The sequence below is a fragment of the Pseudomonas sp. B414 genome, from assembly GCF_055408445.1.
Map to the genome: position 1 here is coordinate 25,668 of NZ_JBUZTQ010000013.1, position 16,545 is coordinate 42,212.

General features: G+C 58.6%; 21 protein-coding genes. 3 read left to right on the forward strand and 18 right to left on the reverse strand.

All coding sequences use genetic code 11. The annotated features are described in order from the left end of the window. Positions 1-36: 36 nt before the first annotated feature. From ACZRMH_RS13020 to ACZRMH_RS13105, 18 genes are all read right to left on the reverse strand, one after another. A complete protein-coding gene (locus ACZRMH_RS13020; protein ID WP_464013749.1) occupies positions 37-2,271 on the reverse strand; it encodes a hypothetical protein in 2,235 nt (744 codons plus the stop codon). A 581-nt stretch (positions 2,272-2,852) separates the two neighbouring features. Then, positions 2,853-3,041, reverse strand: coding sequence for a hypothetical protein (locus ACZRMH_RS13025; protein WP_464013750.1), 189 nt, complete (start codon positions 3,039-3,041; stop codon positions 2,853-2,855). A 610-nt stretch (positions 3,042-3,651) separates the two neighbouring features. Next, positions 3,652-4,386: a hypothetical protein gene (locus ACZRMH_RS13030; RefSeq protein ID WP_464013751.1), complete on the reverse strand. Its 735-nt coding sequence runs from the start codon at positions 4,384-4,386 to the stop codon at positions 3,652-3,654. Next, the gene (locus tag ACZRMH_RS13035) at positions 4,379-5,071 is read right to left on the reverse strand and encodes a hypothetical protein (protein WP_464013752.1); all 693 of its coding nucleotides are present in this window, start codon (positions 5,069-5,071) and stop codon (positions 4,379-4,381) included. The genes ACZRMH_RS13030 and ACZRMH_RS13035 overlap by 8 nt, the downstream gene beginning before the upstream one ends. 143 nt (positions 5,072-5,214) lie before the next feature. Further along, the gene (locus ACZRMH_RS13040) at positions 5,215-5,838 is read right to left on the reverse strand and encodes a helix-turn-helix domain-containing protein (RefSeq protein ID WP_464013753.1); all 624 of its coding nucleotides are present in this window, start codon (positions 5,836-5,838) and stop codon (positions 5,215-5,217) included. Between the two features lie 100 nt (positions 5,839-5,938). After that, positions 5,939-6,901, reverse strand: a complete 963-nt coding sequence (locus tag ACZRMH_RS13045; protein ID WP_464013754.1) for a hypothetical protein — start codon at positions 6,899-6,901, stop codon at positions 5,939-5,941. 110 nt (positions 6,902-7,011) lie between these two features. Then, the gene (locus tag ACZRMH_RS13050; RefSeq protein ID WP_169916929.1) at positions 7,012-7,806 is read right to left on the reverse strand and encodes a replication protein P; all 795 of its coding nucleotides are present in this window, start codon (positions 7,804-7,806) and stop codon (positions 7,012-7,014) included. Then, positions 7,803-8,681, reverse strand: coding sequence for a Pyocin large subunit-like protein (locus tag ACZRMH_RS13055; RefSeq protein WP_464013755.1), 879 nt, complete (start codon positions 8,679-8,681; stop codon positions 7,803-7,805). The genes ACZRMH_RS13050 and ACZRMH_RS13055 overlap by 4 nt, the downstream gene beginning before the upstream one ends. Next, positions 8,681-8,950, reverse strand: a complete 270-nt coding sequence (locus tag ACZRMH_RS13060) for a hypothetical protein (RefSeq protein ID WP_169916927.1) — start codon at positions 8,948-8,950, stop codon at positions 8,681-8,683. The genes ACZRMH_RS13055 and ACZRMH_RS13060 overlap by 1 nt, the downstream gene beginning before the upstream one ends. Beyond that, positions 8,943-9,230, reverse strand: coding sequence for a hypothetical protein (locus ACZRMH_RS13065; protein WP_153438701.1), 288 nt, complete (start codon positions 9,228-9,230; stop codon positions 8,943-8,945). The genes ACZRMH_RS13060 and ACZRMH_RS13065 overlap by 8 nt, the downstream gene beginning before the upstream one ends. 6 nt (positions 9,231-9,236) lie before the next feature. Continuing rightward, complete coding sequence (locus ACZRMH_RS13070) at positions 9,237-9,458, reverse strand: hypothetical protein (RefSeq protein WP_153367455.1); 222 nt, start codon at positions 9,456-9,458, stop codon at positions 9,237-9,239. After that, entirely contained in the window at positions 9,458-9,745 is a 288-nt protein-coding gene (locus ACZRMH_RS13075) for a hypothetical protein (RefSeq protein ID WP_169916926.1), read from the reverse strand. Before ACZRMH_RS13075 ends, ACZRMH_RS13070 begins: the two co-directional genes overlap by 1 nt. After that, positions 9,742-9,915, reverse strand: coding sequence for a hypothetical protein (locus ACZRMH_RS13080; protein WP_169916893.1), 174 nt, complete (start codon positions 9,913-9,915; stop codon positions 9,742-9,744). Before ACZRMH_RS13080 ends, ACZRMH_RS13075 begins: the two co-directional genes overlap by 4 nt. A 269-nt stretch (positions 9,916-10,184) precedes the next feature. Beyond that, positions 10,185-10,559, reverse strand: a complete 375-nt coding sequence (locus ACZRMH_RS13085; RefSeq protein ID WP_464013756.1) for a hypothetical protein — start codon at positions 10,557-10,559, stop codon at positions 10,185-10,187. 1 nt (position 10,560) lies between these two features. Continuing rightward, entirely contained in the window at positions 10,561-10,788 is a 228-nt protein-coding gene (locus ACZRMH_RS13090) for an AlpA family transcriptional regulator (RefSeq protein WP_464013757.1), read from the reverse strand. Between the two features lie 162 nt (positions 10,789-10,950). Further along, positions 10,951-11,838: a hypothetical protein gene (locus ACZRMH_RS13095; protein WP_464013758.1), complete on the reverse strand. Its 888-nt coding sequence runs from the start codon at positions 11,836-11,838 to the stop codon at positions 10,951-10,953. Between the two features lie 99 nt (positions 11,839-11,937). Continuing rightward, positions 11,938-13,188, reverse strand: coding sequence for a tyrosine-type recombinase/integrase (locus ACZRMH_RS13100; protein WP_464013759.1), 1,251 nt, complete (start codon positions 13,186-13,188; stop codon positions 11,938-11,940). A 210-nt stretch (positions 13,189-13,398) separates the two neighbouring features. Beyond that, positions 13,399-14,463, reverse strand: coding sequence for a PDDEXK nuclease domain-containing protein (locus ACZRMH_RS13105; protein WP_464013760.1), 1,065 nt, complete (start codon positions 14,461-14,463; stop codon positions 13,399-13,401). Between the two features lie 410 nt (positions 14,464-14,873). Here ACZRMH_RS13105 and ACZRMH_RS13110 point away from each other — a divergent pair, with 410 nt between their 5' ends. The 3 genes from ACZRMH_RS13110 to ispA all read left to right on the forward strand — a co-directional run bounded on the left by ACZRMH_RS13110 (position 14,874) and on the right by ispA (position 16,416). After that, positions 14,874-15,155: a DUF6124 family protein gene (locus ACZRMH_RS13110; protein ID WP_464013761.1), complete on the forward strand. Its 282-nt coding sequence runs from the start codon at positions 14,874-14,876 to the stop codon at positions 15,153-15,155. A 134-nt stretch (positions 15,156-15,289) separates the two neighbouring features. Then, positions 15,290-15,532 (forward strand): exodeoxyribonuclease VII small subunit, encoded by a 243-nt coding sequence (locus tag ACZRMH_RS13115; RefSeq protein WP_019824297.1) that lies wholly within the window; start codon positions 15,290-15,292, stop codon positions 15,530-15,532. Then, positions 15,529-16,416 (forward strand): (2E,6E)-farnesyl diphosphate synthase, encoded by an 888-nt coding sequence (gene ispA, locus ACZRMH_RS13120; RefSeq protein WP_464013762.1) that lies wholly within the window; start codon positions 15,529-15,531, stop codon positions 16,414-16,416. Before ACZRMH_RS13115 ends, ispA begins: the two co-directional genes overlap by 4 nt. The last annotated feature ends 129 nt before the right edge of the window (positions 16,417-16,545 follow it).

Consider the following 16,545-nt stretch of genomic DNA (forward strand, 5'->3'; position numbering starts at 1 on the left):
GCCCGGCAGCATTGCGCTACCGGGCGTCTTTTCCGGTCAGACGGCGCCGCTGTAGGCGCCAGTGACGATATGAGCAATCCGGCGATCCTCAATGTCGCGCGGAATGTTTGCAGGGGCTGCGGGGGTCGCGGACTGGCGCCGGCCAGGGCTTCCCATAGGCGTCGGCTCAACTTCTGGCGCTTCGGCGATCGCTGCGACAGCAGGTGCTGTCGGTATCGAGACGGCAGGAGCAGAGGGAACAGCCGTCATGGCTGACGGGGCCCTGCCAGAGGCGAACGAGACCGGGGCGCTGGCCGTTGGTGCCTGGGCAACCTTGGCGCCGGCGAATAGAGTGGCCACCATGCCACCGCTGGACTGAGGCCCACTCTCCAGCTTGGCCCCGCCATCGAGCGCTCCAAACGGGTTGCCGGGCGAGGCCGGAACAGACGGGACAGAATCAGTGCCTCTCTCGAGGGCGGCGAAAGGATTGTTCGCCGAACTTGCTGCCGGGATTTCCTTAGCCCCCAATGCTGCAAAAGGATTGCCCGGTGAAGAGGTGATCGCCTGGCCGCTACCAACCTCCGATGGCGAGAGAGAGTTGCCAGCCGGGAGACCATGGCTAGCAGGAGATGGCGCGCTCGCAACAACTACCGGCACGCTCTTCCTGGCCGTATCGACACCTGCATAGGTGTTGGCCGGCGGCCCGATAAGCGTAGCCGCCATCGGCTGATCAGGTGCGGAGGCGGGAGACTGGGCCGCCGAAGCGGTCATCTCTGCCGGGGCTGCAGCGGCCTGATTCCTGGCCAGCAAATGAGATCTAGCGTCCTCGGCATATGAATCCCCTGCACGCATACGCTCGCCCATTACCTTGTAGGCGTCCTTAGCTGATCTGCTGCCGTCGCCGTATAGATCCTTGTTTCCGGCAATGACTTGCTCGACCCGGGCCCGCCCCTTTTCGCTGTTAACGCCCTGCATGAGTGACTGGCGAACATCCATGTCGGCACTCATGCCGCTCAGCATCTTCTTCGCGTCGCCGCCACCCAGATTGTGAAATGCATACACGTTCGCATCGTCGTCGCGCCCACCATACTTGCGACCTTGATCGATGTTTTCCTTCGTGAACTCGGCCAGCATCGCGGCTTGTATCTTGGGATCGTTTCGATACTTGGCCGCTTGCTCTGTATTCAGCTTGCCCGCTCCCTCAACCCCATATTTGGCCCCGTGCTTGTTTATTGAGTCAGTCCAAGTACCGTCGAGAAACTGTCCATAGCCGTGGGCGCTTGAAATTTTTGTGCCGTCTCGCCGGGTAGGTGTAGCGCCTGCATCGAAGTTGCTTTCATATTTTGCAATCTTCGCCAGAACTCCCGGATCAACGCCGGCCGCTTCCGAAGCGCCAACAAGGTCGTCCTTCGCGCCAGCCCAGTTGTTATCCGCGCGGAGGCTACTCACCTTATTGTCTGCCGCGTTCCTTGCAGTTCTGAAAGCACCGGCGACGGCAGTAACTCCAGTGGCATCTGCAATCCTGCCTGCTCCAGATTTAACTGCGTCCCTGGCACTGACCGCGACATCGGTAACTTTGCTCCAAGCACTGGTTACTGCCTCACCAGCCCCGCCAACAATCTCGCTTGCTCTGGTGCCGACCGTCTCGTAGACCTTATCCAAATCTACGCCGGTCTTTTCCTTGAGCCAGTCCTTGGCTGACCCAGCCAGGCCGGAAAGCGCTTCCCATCCTTTCGAGGCGAGGTCTACCGCGCTAGACCAACCCGCTTGCATTTTGTCGACGGCTGTAGCCCAGGCGCTAGTCAGAGACGAAGAGACTCCGTCCCACAATGCCGTTGCTCCCGCCGAAACAGCCCCCCACGCCGCGTTGGCCGAATCAGACACCGTTGTCCACATGCTGGACACAGTGTCACTAACGGCCGCCCATCGATCGGAAATTCCAGCGGTAGACTGGCTCCACAGGCTGCCCATGAATTCAGTCGTGTAGGCCCACTTTTCGGTGATAGCTCCGCCAATATTGGAGTTTCTCAGGTCGCTAACCCAGCCGCCCACCGTGTCACCGATGATATCGCCAGCCTTGTCGCCCATGAAGCCGCCGACAACCCCGCCAATGATGCCGCCAATGGCAGTGCCGAGCCCTGGCACAATGGAGCCCAGCGCGGCACCAGCAGCGGCACCAGCAGCCATGCCGCCGAGACTGCCAACGCCACGACCAACAGCCGATCCAGTAGACCTGTCTTTCTCTTCCCTGGTGCCTTCTCCACCCTCGCTGGCCATGACGTCGCTGGCCATAAAGCCGAGACTGAGCAGCGATCCTATTAGGGGAAGGCGCTTAAGGAGACCGCGACCAGCTCCGCCAGCGCCTCCGCCTGGTGGGATCGGCGAAGGGGCAGGGCCTCGACTTCCGCGCCGCCCTCGCTCGCCTGGGCCGCTAGCGTCCGGCGGGTTCCTTGAACCTGGGCCGCCCCGTCCGCCTCCGGGATTTCTAGATCCACCACGACCCGGGTCGCCAGCGCCACCTCTCGACCTGCCGGGAATCAGATTTGAAAGCGCCTTGACTCCAGGCAGAGCCCCCAGCAGCTTGAAAATTTTGCTGAAGCCCGCGAAGAACTTGGCGAACATCGCCAGCAGAGGGCCGAACAGCATGGCCAGAATGCCCATGATGCCGCCACCAGACTCGCCGCCACGACCAGCCAGCAGAAGGTCGCGCAGGCTGCGTCGTGTGGCGCGGTTATTGACCTCGTCATCTCGCCGCTTCTGGGTCATCTCCCGCCAAAACTTGCGGTACCAGCGGTCTTGCTTCTTGTCCTCGCCGCCCCCGAAGATCTTGCCGAACCCACGGGAGAGGGGCTCTGCTATTTCGTTGAACGCTTTTACTGACGGATCAGCTTCCCCGCTTTCCTGGCCAACTTCACGAACCGCTCCGACCAGCCGTTCGCCAATACCTCCGAGAGCTCGAGCGGATCGACTGTCAGAATCCCCACCAGAGATACTGCCCCCACCGCCACCATCTTCGCCAGGCCCATCACCCCCAGTCCGCCGGAACCGGCCTCGCTCGTCACGACCGCTCGGCACAGCCGCAGGGCTGGCAGGTGGTGCGGGCGGGCCAGCCCTTGAGCGATCAGGGCGCGGCCCCGGAATCACTACAACCGGTGGCAGCCCTTGGCTGGCGCTCGGCGCCGCCCCGGGGCTTGCCGCAGGGCTGGCGGTCGGACTGGCGGCAGGCGAAGGGGTAGGCGTCAGAGTTGGTGCCGGAGCGCCGCCCGGCGGCGGAGCCGAGGCAGGAGACTGCGGCGGCGCGCTAGTTTCGGCCGGAGGCTGGACGATAACAGTGATCTGGGGCTGAGACTCGCTCGAGCCATCGCCCAAAGCTGGCGTGGTAACAGTGGCCTCGGTGTCAGCTAATGGCTGAACATCGCCCGCAGTCGGCGCCGGCGAAGAGTCGCCCAGGGCGTTTTTGATCGCCTTTAGCTCTTTGTGGATATCGCCAAGTTGGTCGGTTATCGACTCAATCTTGGCGCCAAGTAGAAACCCCTCGGAATCGTGCTTAATGTCCATCAGGGCCTCGTAAGAGCGTGTCAATTTGGGTTGGCGACATTTGCAGCTGTTTGAGCGTATTGACACATCGCGTATACGTGCCCTGGCAGCCGCTGATATTGGCCTGATTCTTAATCATGGGGTCACCCTCGCCAGGCCGACAGAGTTGGCCGAGAACTCCTGCACCAGCGGATAGCCGGCCGGGTCGTCGGTACCGGGAACGCCCTTGCCGTCATTGGCCTCGCCGACCTTAGGCGCCATGAACATCGGCACCGTCGCCTTCAAGGTCATGTCCACGGCCAGGCAGGTCATGTTCTTCGAGCCAATATCAATGCTCGAAGCGGGGTTGTCCGGGGCCTCGATCTGCACCGGATAGGCGTGCTGGATCCCTGCAAATGGGTACAGACCGTGGAATGCTCGGCGGCTTGGCGAGTCCAGGTAGAGCGAGAACTGGGCGGCAATGCTCTTGGCGGTCGGCTCGTCGCCGGCAATGATCACTACCTGCGCTCGAATGTCACCTGCAATCATCTTCATCCGGAAGTAGCGCCCCTTAGGATCCTCGGGGAACTGGACATCTATCGGATCAGATATCTGCGTGCCGAAGTCGTGCATTACCGGGGTGTAGTCCTTCGAGGTCGCCACGATGATGACTGGCAGCCTGTGGGGCTTCGTCGTGCCCTGATCCGTATCGTTCTTCTGCCACGCCTCAAGCATCTCGTTCACCTGGTCAATCATGCGCGTCGGCGCCCAGGCGAAGCAGTACGGGAAACCACGAGCCACAAACTCGTTCATGTCCTTGGTGGTGGGCACCAGCTCGGCATAGAAACCTTGCAAGAACTCACCCAGGCCTACCTTCACTGGCTCAAACATGATTAAAGAACCTCCCTGCCAGCTGTTCGTATCCTTCCGCAGAAGTCGAAAGTTTACGTGTTGGTCTTTTCTCTGGCTGGCGTATGGCGGCGATATTCAGCAGCTCTTCGTTTTCGGCAAGCAGCTTGCAGATCTTGCCTTCCGCCGTGTCTAGCAGAGAACGCATCAAGGACATTTGCTCTGCATGGCCGGCTGCCACACTTACCTGGCTACCTGTGGCGCTATCCATGGACAACCCGTAGCCGCGATTGGTGGTGAAGTTTGGATCGCTCACCCAGTCGAAGCCGTAGAACTCGGGAATGTCGTTGTCGATGACGCTGGAGAAGCCGCCAATCTTGCCCGCGAAGGCGCGCGCGGCGATCTTGCCCATCTCGTTGTTCAGCAGGAACTCGGTCTTGTGTTCGATCGTGCCGTCTGGGTAGGCGCGCAGCATCACTGTGACCAGTGCAGGTTCTAATGGGAAAGAATTGCCAGCTGCAATCACACCCAGAGCTGGAATCGCGCCAAAGTGGTTTCGAGGCCAATGGCCGAGGTACCCAAGCATTTCGCGATTGCGCACGCGCTCCTGACACTTGGGCGAGTTGATCGCTGCGACGACGCGCGGAATGTCGAAGTTACGCTTGACGCCGGTGTGCTCTCGCCCCCGGTCTTTGAGGTTGAATGTGATAACTGGTGGCTGATCCATACACTGCTCCGAGTATTTATTTCGGAGCAATCATCGGGCGTAATCGCCTGCATTTTTCCCATATTGTCTGGGTTCCCTGCAGGTTGGCCTAAGTACGGTGTGCGGCACAGCAGGTGAGGTTATTCAGGATTTGCCTCGAGCGATCAGCCCCGGGCAACCCCTTTGAGTCGGTGGTTGATTTGGCGAGCCTTTAAGCAGCACTCCTCAACAGCGGATGCGAGGCGTAGACCGCCGCGCATATTGGCCCACTCATTTGCAGCCTCCACCCTTTCCATTGCGTCTTCGAGCTCTTGGACAGCGCTCACGTACTTATCGGAGAGAGCCTTGATGGAGGCTAATGCGTGCTGGATGCGAACATTCTCTACTACGTCTTTCGCTCGAACTTCTTCTAAATCATTATCCGTCTGAATCAACAGCTCTCTGACAACGTCGCACAGTTCGCCAACTTCTGACTCTTCGGAGTGCCCCAAAAGAAAGTCAGTGGTGACCTTACAAGCGGTAGCAATGCGGCGGAGGTGCCAAGACTCAAAGGAGCCTTGGCCTCTCTCGATCGCGGCGAGATCACCGGCCGTAAATCCCAGCCTTTCAGCCATTGCAACCTGACTGAGCCCTGCCAGACGTCTGGCCTCCCTCACGCGTTCCCCGACCAATCTGTTGACTTGCGCAAGCTGGCGGATACATGGAGCTGCCGAACCAATAGGGCTGATTGGTTTGGGCTGACACAGATCGGCATGCTGTGTTTCTTGCGTGGTTTGATCCGTGTTCATTGGTGCAATCCTGCTTGAGGGTCAAGGACGTGGTCACTTCTAACCTAGCAAGGCTTCGCTCTGATCAACAAGGTGAATTCAGATGGTTCAAAAATCAGCATCAGCCAATCAGGTTGTCCAGAATGGCTTCAGCCTCTTTGCTATCGATGTCGTCGCCACGCATCAAGTGACGGAATACAGCTTTGGCTTCATCCTTGTTGCGGGGCCGTATCTTCGCGAGCAGGCCGAAGACAAAGTAATCCCGCGCGCTGGCCTCGGGCGGGCCATCGCTGCAATCCCGGTCTACCGCATTGCGTAGCCGGTAAAGCTGACGCCAGTAGTCCAGCTCCCACAGGCAGTCAGCCAGGGTTTGCGGCAGCCGATCGGGCAGGGCCTTGAAACGGGCGGCCGCGTCCTCACTATCGAGGCTCCCCAGCTGCTCCAGCTTCAAGCCCTCCAGGGCCTCAATGCAAAACACCTCGGCAGGCGTGTCGGCAAACAGGTGATCACCAAAGCGGGCGCGCCCCTCAATGCGTAGCCGGTGCTTCTCGATGGATTTGGCAGCAAGCCCCTCCAGGTCAGCGAAGCCAAACGATGACATCGCGGCGAACGGGTTGCCGGGATTGGTAGCAGTCAGGTAATCCCGGTACCGCTTCTCCAGCACATCATGCGACGTCTTGATCCGCTTGGCCGCTTCCATGGCCAGTTCGATCAGCGCGGCCAGGCCGGTGTTGATGATCGAGCGCAGCCACAGCACGGCGTCCACTTCCTTGTCGCCGGTAACGACCTCTTGCGGCGGCAGCTCAGGCACGCTGGGCAGGGTTTCTTGGCTGACCTTGATCGGCGGCAAGGTGAACAGGGCGCGGTGCTGGTCGTTGTCGCGGAACGCCCCGGAGCGTGAAACTAGGGTCTTCACTGTCCCCAAGGGCAGGCCGGTAGCCTCGGCCACTTCGCGCAGAGAGTGACGGCGGCGTAGGTCTAGCACCTGGCGGCGTTGCTCATCTGAAACAGGCTGTTTCACCGCTACCTTGGCGGGGTTCACCATGGTTTTTCTCGGCGCATCGTCTTGCATGACAGCGTTCATTGGTACTCCGAGCAATAATCAAAAATGGGGGAATGTTTCAACCATGCAATCTAACCACGCATGTCTTGCAGACCGACTCAGATACGCCTCATAGGTTTCACAGCCCAAAGCTAGGTGGTGTTCATGACAGAGCGCCCCATTCTCGCTCTCAGGATGTCGCGCGCGGCGTGGCCACTCTCCGGAATACCTTGGCGCTCCATGCGCTGACGCAGCAGCTGCTCAGCTAATTCATCAGCCAATACCGGCGGGGCTTTCTGGCTGTCGTGCCCGATCGCCAAAGCCAGCCCACCATCGAGCGCCTTCCCGTCCATGGCTCGGCGAGTTATCACCGTGTAGGCATGAGTGAACAGCTTTAGGCTTGCCTCTCGGGATAGGCTGGCCAGACAATCCATTCCCACCTCGATCGCTGCCTGGTAAACGGCTCGATGGCTCCACCTGGCTCCACTCCGGGCCGACGGGTGCGACTTCGTGCAGGCCTCGGTGTAGGCGATATCCACCGCCGGCAAACCAAGATCTTCTGGCTTTGGGCGGCACCAGCCGAGAAACGCCCCGGGCGACGGCACAAAGTCCTTGCCATAGGCTCTGAGGCCACGAAGCCCGTACTCGACCTGCTGCCAGTCCCGGATGTCGTTTTCGATGAAGGCTTTCACCCACTGGATTTTTGCAGCCTCCAGCTGATCAGTCTTTCCCCAGGCTTGCTCCCACGCTGAGCAGCAGGCGCGGATTTCCTTGAACAGCGAGTTGACCAGCACGGTTACCGCGCGCTTGGCCTCCGGGGTCATGGTGGCAAGGACTTCGGCGGGCGCCGGACGAGATGGGGCAGCCCTTGGCAGATGGCCGTCGCGAACCTTGTAGGGCGCGATTATCTGCTGGACTGGCTTGGCGACGTTATTGGCTGGCTTCATTGGTTCATCTCGTCTGTCGCCCTTTCGAGCCAGTCGGTCGAATCAAAGTCGATAGGCTCTATTGCCCCCCGGCGCGCGGGTAGGTGATGAACATTATCGACAGGACGAAGTTCGTCCTCCCAGCGCTTACCGTTCAACCAAGTGGCAGGGTGTGGGATGTACTGGCCATCATCCTTGAGCCAGTCCGCGCACAGACAGTGATAGGCAACTGACTGCATGATCTTGTAGATCAACTCGGCATTTGGTTTCAGCTTCGCCCAAGCCTTCAACGCGTTCGTCTTGGCTGTCTTGCGTGGGTATGTTTTCCAGAACGTTTCAAAGCCTTCAGGCAGATCATTTTCGTGGCTCATCTGCCCCGATTGGCCAGATCCATGCCCGTCCTGTTCAACCTCTTTCGGCGCGCCGTTGCCATCCTCCCCCCGCGGGGGAGGGGGGGTATTGCTTCTATTCTTCTCTTCTCTATTCTTCTCTTCTCTGGTCACGTCTTTGTCACGCTCAATGCGTGACAATTGTCCCGCTTGCTCCGTGACAGTAGATCGCTGTTTCTGCTTGCGAGTGGCCGCCAAGCCCCGCGCCTTGGCACTTTGACCGTTGTGACGGTCGAAATCAGGGAAGACGATTCCAGTATCGGTGATCTGCAACCAACCCACCTTCACCATGGAGTCAGCGAAGCCGTCACACTGGATGAAGCGGTTAATCCACTTCCCTGTCACGCCGTCAGCGTGACCATCACGTGAATGAGCGTCTGCCCAGCACCAAAGATGGTGGAGCATGCCAACCACTTCGAACTCCGAGCGATCGAGACTTGTGGCCATGCCAATTACTGCAGGGTCAGTTGCCAGGGAAACGCGCATCTTGATCCAGTCGCCGGCCATTAATCACCCCCTTGGGCGTCGCCAGCCTCAGCAGCGCGTTTATCAGCCTCGCGGATCAGCAGCAACATATCGGTAGCCTTGTGGCAGGCTTGCATGGCCCAATCTCCTGCTTGAGCCAGGTCAATCTCGCCGATGAGCAGGAGTGCGTCGAAGCGATCCATGGCCTTATTCCCAGCCCGATCAACTTCGGCAGGGCTAGTCGACCGGGCGATATTGCGCATCGATTCCTCGAAGAGCTGCTGAGGTGTGAGATAGGTTGTCTTACTCATGGTTCACCCCTTGGCGATCAGCGCCAGCAAAGGCTCGGCAGACCTGGCCGTTGTTCACGCCGTGCCAGTAGGTGAGTTCATCGATTGAGTCGACCAGGCAGGCTGTCACCACGGCATCGGCGCTGCGCATCACGACGCGGCCACACTCGGCATCGGCCTCAGTCAGGAAGGGGCCGAGAAGTGCCTTGGGGGCTTTCGGATGGGTGACGTACCAGAGTTCGGTGGCTTTCTTCGAGCAAGCCGGGAGCGCACCCACTGTGTTGCAGGTTTGGTTATTCATGTTCAGTTAGTTCCCCAACAGTTCGGTGCGACGACGTTCCGTGCGAGAGCAAAGATCGTTGGTTTCTCGGATCCACTGGCCGTTATCGATCAACTCAAGCTGGCGCAACGTGTTCAGGCAGCCATCGCCCGCGTTCATCGCGCTATCGAGTTCGAATACGGTTGAGGCACTGTTAATGCCGTCGTGAGTGCTCTTGATGATTTGCACTGCCGTGAGTGGTGCGCTCATTACACACCCCCAGCGGCGATAATTTCGCCAAGATCTTCACCACGCTCTGCCAGTTGATCTGCAAGGAGCTGGACGGCTTCCAGAAGGCCGCTCAAGGCGGAGGGGGTCAGGAAGTCGCTGTCGTCTTCGATATCAAGACGGCTTAGGTTCTCGCCTATCAACCCCGCGATCGCCCCCATGGCGCGGCCAGATCGGCGCATAAGGATGGCATCGCTTTCGGCATGCGCTTGGAAGTCCACGGCCGGTTTAGCAGGTGCTGCTTTCTTCAGTTGGGCAACGGCGCTCATTGGGCCACCTCCTGTGCTTCAAAGCTACGGGCTTTGGCCATGGCGGCGTTGTAGCGTTTCAGGCGAACGGACAGGGAGGAGTCGGCATGCAGGGCTGCCATAGCAATAGCGCGGTGATAAGCAGCACGAGCTTTGGAGGGGGTGAGGCTGAGGATGTGACGAGTAGTCATGGCTTGAGTCCTAATCTGATTTTTAGACTCCGCCCTCCTGACGCCAATCAGGGTGGGAGGAACCGTGCAGGTTGGCGTACCGGGATTAGGTTCCGGCGCCTCCGAAGAGGCCCCACACGGCCCGCCCATAAAGGCCTGCCATGCTGCGGACACAAAAAAACCGCTCTTGTGGCGGTGTGTCCGCCTAATCTTCGGGACGCCAATCCCGATCGCTGAATTTGCAGCGACAGAGAAACGATACATGCAGGTAGGAGTGTTAGCAAGAGCGATCATGCCGCCACCTTCAGATTTTTACCGTCCAACATCCGCACCAGGGCGCTGCGGGCATTGTCACGCTGGCTTTCCGGCAGGCTGTGACGTACCACGCGAGTAAGGCCACCAAAGCGATTTGGCACCTGCTCTGGCTCATGCTGGAACAGCAGGCCGAAGCGACTTGTCAGGCTGCTGATAGTGGTCGGCAGGCAATGATCACCCAAACGCTCAGCATCAAAGCGGTTAAGCGACTCGCCAGCCAGCAGGTGAGCCAGGATGCGAGATTGCTTACTGAATGCGCTGGCCGCTTTGATGAGCGACTCTTCACTGGTATGATCAACGTGAGTTTTTTTAGGGCTGGCCGTTTGGTCGGCCTTTTTTGTGTCAGTCACTTTATTCGGCCCCGTTCAGGCGATCAAAAATCCACTGATCGACCTCGCGACCATCCCAGCCTACCGCCCGGACGCCTATCCGCCGTGACCGGGGGAACTTGCCAGCGTTCATCAAGTTGTAGATGTGAGTAGTGCCAAACCCGACTGCTGCCTTGACGGCCTTCAGACGCATGATCCGGTTGGCAGTGCGTGGAGTGGTGGCCTGAGCGGCGTGATTAGTTACAGCCATTGTCGATTCCTCCGACTAGCAGCGGCCCCGGATGGGCCTCTGTGAATGGCTGTGGAAGTTATGCATTTAGTGGGAGGGAGTCATTGCAACTGCAAAAGCAATTTTTGCAGCTGCAAAATATTCAGTCTTTATGCCTGTGCAGCACGGCGTTTTGGCAGCGCTCTACAACGATTCGGTCTTACCTTTAACTTCCCCGTCTGCCTTCTTGGCTGCAGCCTTTGCCAAGGGAAATATCTTGGTCAGCTGGCTGGCGCTGGCGCCGTACCAGTGATGACGATCCTCAATAGCTTGCGCTGCTCTGCCCTGGTCATAGCGGGGACGCTCCTTGTCCAACAGCAGCTCCAACAGTCCGGCAATGGCCAGCATGTGGGAGGGCTGCTCTTTGGCTTTTTCACGCTCAGCTTCTAATCGAGTTATCTCATATCGGGCCTTAGCTAAATCGCTGTTCAGCGGAGGAAGGAGTTCCGATTCAATAGCTTCACGTAACTCCCTCAACGTGACGTCATGAACGAGCTCGGCATTTTCATATCCTGATCGTGCCTCTGCCTCCCCTTGTTGCGCAGCATCAAGAGCGCATTCCGTATTTTCAAGCCTACGGGACAGCTCTCGGTTTTTCGCTTGCTCTCGCTCAAGCGCTTGGCGCAACCCTTCCAGCTCTGCCTTCTGCTGCTTTCCAGGGTTGCGGTCGAAGGCCAAGAGTACCCGTTCGATACGCTCTTTCTCCTTGGTAAGTCCAGGCGGAGAATCGGAATGCTCAAAGGCCCAGCGCAGCCATTCTGGCGCTGACATGTTTTCGACTTGGCAGGTTTCAACCAGCATCCTGGCGTCGGCGAGCAGGCTTCGTTTTTTATGACTAAGAGAATCCTCCTTGGCTTTAGGGGAGATATTGGCAATCAGAAAGGCTGCATGCCCCGCATCAATTGACGGCCGAGACAGCTGATACCAATACTCCTCCGGAACCATGTCAAAGTCCGTATTGGCGAACTTCCTTGCATCTGCTTCATCCTCTAACTTGATCCGTTGAAGAGTTTCCCTTAATAAATCGCTCATTCCGCCTCCCTAGGCGCATCCCAATGCCTCAATAGAATGGCCAGCCTCGCAGGTGGGAGCCTGCTTTTCGGGAGCTACCCTAGACTGGCCAAAAATCGTTTAAGCTCTTTTGCTGAACTCGACCTGAACAACCTTCTCTACAGGTGTCGAAGTCGTGTATTTCGCCCAAGCATCCATCAGTTTGCGGCGCTTATCGAACAGGTCAGAGCGGGAGTAAGCCCCCTCTGTCTGGTCTCGTTCGTCATGCGCCAGCGCCAGTTCACAGACCTCACGGGGGAAGTTGGTGCGCTCCCCTGCCCAGTCTCGAAATGTGGAGCGGAATCCATGGCGCGTAATATCGGCATGCTTCAGACCGTGTAACAGGTTGCGGATAGCATTCGCATGTATGACTCCTGTCTTACCCTGCCCTGGAAAAATATACGGGCTACCCTCAATGCGCGACAAAGCTTCAAGCAGCTGGACAACTTGCGGGGCCAGAGGGATATCAAACGCCTCGCGCATCTTCATGCGATCGGCAGGTAGCGACCAGATGCCTGCATTGAGGTCGAACTCACTCCAGGACGCAAATCGCACCATATGTGAGCGGGCTCCCGTCAGGATCATCAAGCGTGTGGCCGTTGCGTCGCGGACGTTGCCGAGCGCTTTGAGCTTCACCATGAGGGCCGGGACATCCTGCCATTTCATCGCAGAGAAGTGCTGGCGCTTTCTTGCTTTCTTCTTTTCAGCCTTGCTCAAAAAATTATCAAGATGCCCTCTCCAGCGAGCTGGATTGTCACCAGAGCGCAGACCTCGCGCTTTTGCAGCATCAAGTACCTGCTCAATCTGCCCACGGACTTCATCGGCGGTACGGGTCTTACTGGCCCAGATGGACTGGAGAACCTTGAGCATTTGCTCCGTCTCAATCCCGCTGGCCGAAAGCTTGCCGATGTGAGGGAAGGCGTAAAGCTCAAGCTTCCGCAGCCAGCCCTTACGCCACTTTTCTGACCATCCCGCACCGTGTGCGTCAAGGTACTCAGTCGCCAAAGTCTCGAATGTGATTCGCTTTGCTTCCAGCTCTCGTCGAGCATCACGCTGAGCTTCGCGTTCGGTATCACGAGTTTCAAGCGGATCCTTTTCTATTGCTAGCAGCTTGCGAGCGTCGCTGGCGAATTCACGGGCCTTGGCCAGGGTGATCTCGGGAAACTTCCCAAGCCCCATATAGCGCTCCTTGCCCACAAACTTGTAGCGATAGATCCAGCTTGTTCCGCCAGTCTTGCTGATCTGGAAATAAAGGCCCTTGCCGTCCCCGGCCATTCCAGGGACACCACCCTTCACAAGACTCTCAACACCCTTGACTGTTAGCTTTGACATTCACCCTCACCTCGCCCGACCCCCACTCTGACCCACACCATTGCATGTGGTTTTCGGTGTGCCCTTCTGAATTTCAGTGAAAGAGTACCATGCGCAAAGCCACGCAGAGCATAGGGCGCAGTGAAAGTAAGTGAAGATCAGTGAAAGAATGAAATGCCGGCCACAAGCCGGCTTTTTAATGCCTGCAAGAAACTACCTGCCCCCTCTGAATCACGCAGGGCTGTCATCCTCCATCGCTACACCATCGCCTGCCAGCTCACGCTCAATCTGCTCAATACTCGGCAAACTGGTTTGCAACTCTGCCGGCAGGGACTCTACCAACTGGTACTCGGCCACTCCAATGGGCCGGCTGTTATCACGCAAGGCGTATTCGGCCACCACCTTGTTCTTGCTGGCGCACAGCAGCAGGCCGATGGTGGGGCTGTCTTGAGGGTGCTTGACCTGCCCATCCACGGCGGACAGGTAAAAACCCAGCTGCCCAAGGTGCTCCGGTTTGAACTTGCCGCCCTTGAGTTCGACCACTACATAGCAGCGCAGCTTGAGGTGATAGAACAGCAGATCGATGAAAAACTCATCACCCCCCACATTCAGCAGCACTTGTTTGCCGACAAAGGCAAAGCCTGCGCCCAGCTCCAGCAGAAACTCGGTGACATGGTTGACCAGGGCTCTTTCGATTTCGCGCTCATGCGCATCAGCGCTCAGGCCCAGGAAGTCGAAACGGTAGGGATCTTTCAGCGACTCGCGGGCCAGGTCGGACTGTGGCTTGGCCAAGAAGTTTTCAAAGTTGCTCACGGCCTTGCCGCTGCGTTCCAGTAAACGGCTCTGGATTTGCAAGGTCAGAACATTACGCGACCAGTTGTGCTCGATGGCCTTGGACGCATACCAACGGCGGGTTTCAGGGCCTGGGAGCTTGTCCAGCAGCACCAGATTGTGCCCCCAGGGCAATTGTGCAACAGCCTGCTGCACTATTGCCGGATCCGGCCAGGCCTCGGCAAAGGCACGCATGTATTTGAGGTTGCGTGGCGAGAAGCCTTTCATATCCGGGAAAGCTGCGCGCAAGTCTTGCGCCAGCCGCTCAATGACTTTTGTGCCCCAGCCCTGCCGGGACTGGCGGGTCAAGATATCGTGGCCGATCTGCCAATACAGCAACACCAGTTCACGGTTAACGGCCAGGGTGGCGCGCTGCTGGGCACCGTGGATACGGCCTTTAAGGTCAGTCAACCAGTCGCCGTAGCCCTCGGGCGGGGTGCTCAAGCTGGCGGGTGTCTCGCTCATGTGGGGTTCTCTCGTGGCCATTTGCAGTGAGGGATTTACCTGCTCGACAGCAGGCAAGCCACACAACATAAGCCTTTAAATTCGGCCTTTTCGTACGACGATTCGCTTTCATTCCCGTGAAACTTCCGAGAAAATCCCGTTCGCTTGCGCCGTTCAAAATCGCGGAATAGTCTCGGCCCATCGCTGCAAAATCAGCGGTCGGGTTTAGTAGCCCGATCTGTAATCCGGCGCAAGGCGCCACCTCCGCAAGGCGCTTTTTTACGGCCTGCGTTTTATGGTGGCCGTGCGCAGGGCGCCCTTGTGGCGCGCCGGATTCCGGATGCTCCGGTCTACTAACCTGCGTACGGCTGCCACCTAATTCGTTTAGTAGCGGCAAGTGGTAGCTCCTTGAATGCATCTGGAGTTACGCCATGAAAAAGATCACCCCTGACCCACCCTCTTTTATCCTGCAAGAAGCTGCTCAGTGCGATTCACAGTCGCTGGATCGTGCCGCCGCTCGTGCGCTTGATTACTACCTGCAAGACCATAAGCCAGCTCGCCCCATGGGCACGGCCATGTTTGCCATACCCGCCAGTGTCAATTCAGAAGCGGCTTTGGCCCAAGCGTCAGACTTGTTGCGCTGCGCGGGCGCCTCGGCGAGTGAGGCGGGGAATGGTTTGAGCGGGATGCAGCGCGATCTGGTGATGCACTAAGCTGCACGCGCCTGAGGCAAGCAGGCGCGTCATTTGTGTGGGTCGCTCCACCTGCCCAACACCACCCTCGATTTGCCCCAAAACCCGCTGTCTGCTAGTGTCAGCCGGTTTTAACGCCTACCGAGAATGCCGCCATGGCCCGCAAAAAAGCTTCCCCGGATTTCGAACAGTCACTCGCTGACCTGCAAACACTGGTCGAGCGTCTGGAAAATGGCGAGCTGTCGCTGGAAGACTCGCTGACTGCCTTCGAACAAGGCATCCGCCTGACCCGCGATTGCCAGGGCGCACTGGCCCAGGCCGAGCAGAAAGTGCAGATCCTGCTTGAGCGCGATGGCGAACTGGCACAAGAGCCTTTTGATGCGGAACAGTCCGAATGATTGATGCTTACCAGATCAGCAGCCAGGCCCGCGTCAATGCGGCGCTTGAACTTCTGTTTGTCGCGCCGGCCCCCGAGTTGGCCCGTCTTTATGAAGCCATGCGCTACAGCGTCATGAATGGCGGCAAACGGGTTCGCCCGTTGCTCGCCTATGCCGCCTGCGAAGCCCTCGGCAGCGCACCGGAACAAGCCAATGGCGCAGCCTGCGCAGTGGAACTGATCCACGCCTATTCGCTGGTGCATGATGACCTGCCCGCCATGGACGATGACGATCTGCGCCGCGGCCAGCCGACCACCCATAAGGCTTTCGACGAAGCCTGCGCCATTCTGGCCGGTGACGGCCTGCAGAGCCTGGCGTTCAGCGCCCTGCTCGACCCGCGCCTGACCACCCTGGACGCTGACACGCGCTTGCGCATGGTCACCGCCCTTGCCTTTGCCGCAGGCCCGGCAGGTATGGTCGGCGGGCAAGCGATCGACCTCGGCTCGGTGGGGCTCAAGCTCGACCAGACCGCGCTGGAATATATGCATCGGCACAAGACCGGTGCACTGATCGAAGCCAGCGTGCAACTGGGCGCCCTGGCCAGCGGCAACGCCAACGAAGACAACCTGCACGCATTGAACCTTTATGCACGGGCCATTGGCCTGGCGTTTCAAGTGCAGGACGACATTCTGGATGTTGAAAGTGATACTGCGACCCTGGGCAAACGCCAGGGCGCTGATATTGCCCGGGACAAACCGACCTACCCGGCGCTGATGGGTCTGGTGCAGGCCAAGGGCTATGCGCTGGAGCTGCGCGACCAGGCGCTCAACGCCCTGCGACATTTTGATGCAGCCGCCGAACCGCTACGTGAACTGGCACGATATATCGTGGAACGTCGCCACTAAAAGCGGCATTCCCGTAATGTTTTCTGACAGCTCTAGTGCCAAGGTCTTACTAACGAATGGCAGACTGCGTGGGCAGCTTACGTTCCATCAGGTAAACTGCCGCCTCTTCTTATACCTATAACGATTCGC